General features: G+C 52.9%; 1 protein-coding gene. It reads right to left on the bottom strand.

Going from position 1 to position 1,414, the window contains the following annotated elements:
- A partial coding sequence (locus C5B91_RS20990) for a phospholipase D-like domain-containing protein (protein ID WP_233547850.1) occupies positions 1 to 1,351 on the bottom strand: 1,351 nt, incomplete at its 3' end.
- Positions 1,352 to 1,414: the final 63 nt, after the last annotated feature.

Here is a 1,414-nt window from a genome sequence, read left to right as displayed (position 1 = left end):
TGGAGAGGCGGTCGTACTGTTTGAAAATCTCACTCGGTGACAATCCCTGAAGCTCAATGTCGAAGTCGTCGTCGTCGGCAAACACCTTTATCAAATTGTCCACGTCTCGGACGGAGTTGTGGATCGGTGTCGCAGTGAGCATCACGAACTTCTTGCCCATCCGACCGATTGACTGGAGTTTATCGTAGCGCTGTGTTCCAGTATTCCGAAGATTGTGGGCTTCGTCGACGAGAATCAGATCAACTCCACGCAGCCGTTGGATCTCCTTTTCAGATAGACGAGAGAGTTTATTGAAACTCATAAACGTCTTCTCAGCAGTTGTCGGGAATTCGCCGGTGTTCGCATCAAGAAGGTCCTGCATCCACATCCGCTCCAGCCGTTTGGGAGCGATAATGAGAACATCATCTCGGGAACTCGTGTAGTCCTGAACAAGAGGAGCACCTATGTATGACTTGCCGAGCCCCACGCTGTCCGCTAGAACGACTCCATTGTATTTTTCGAGTGGGCGACGAGCTGCCCTGAACGCGTCCTGCTGGAACGCTGTGAGTTGCTCTTCGTAATCGCCAGTGATGTCCTGAAGTAAAGTGCCTTCTCGGACATCTCGGGAAAATTGCTCAACAATGAACCGCTTCGTCGCTTCGTACGGTGAAATCGTTTCCACCTCGGCGACCGATGTTTCTTCTTCCGTGGAGGAGTCCGGCAAGTCGTCTCCAAATTGCGACTTCTCGATCTCAGCTGACATCAGGTCCTTATCGAATTCGCTGGCCTCCTCCCAGATATCCTCAAACCACTCACCGAGATACCGAATAGTGTTGTTGTCCTTCTTTTCGACGTTCAGTTCGACGTTCCCGCGGAGGCCGCTGGCAGAGAGGTTCGAGGAGCCGATAATCGCCCGGCCAAGGTCCGGGGAACCCGCTGGGTGTTCGAAGAGATAGAGCTTCGGATGGAATCGACTGTCGTCGTACACCCGTACATCCACCTTGTCCTGCTGAATGAGTTCGTAAAGTCGATTGATCCCCTCTTGGGCCTCAGTGCGGTCGTACTCATCTAGGTCGTCGGCGAATCCACGTTCGAGTTCATCGATGGTGCGCTGGTCAGTATCGGTCCCGATTAGGATTTCGACGCGCTCAGCCCTTCGGAGATTTTCCTTCAGAAGATCGAAACCGCCGAGATAGAAGTAACCGACGGCTATGCGGACGGTCTCGGCTTCAGGTGCCAGCGCATTCGCTCGTTCGGCGACATCATACTCGCGGTTGTCAAGGACGTCGGAGTATCTAGACCAGTCCGTTGCCTCTGAGGGGTTGTTACTATCATCCTCGGACGTATCGTCGTTTGGTGGAGAATCAGTCATGAAATGTAGTTACTGGCGAATTGCCTCGGTCAATACCATCGCGGGATGTACTCAACATCAAGT

The sequence above is a fragment of the Haloferax sp. Atlit-10N genome, assembly GCF_003586325.1.
Taxonomy (GTDB): domain Archaea; phylum Halobacteriota; class Halobacteria; order Halobacteriales; family Haloferacaceae; genus Haloferax; species Haloferax prahovense.
The sequence above is the reverse complement of the archived record's forward strand: the minus strand, read 5'-3'. Positions and strand labels throughout refer to the sequence as shown.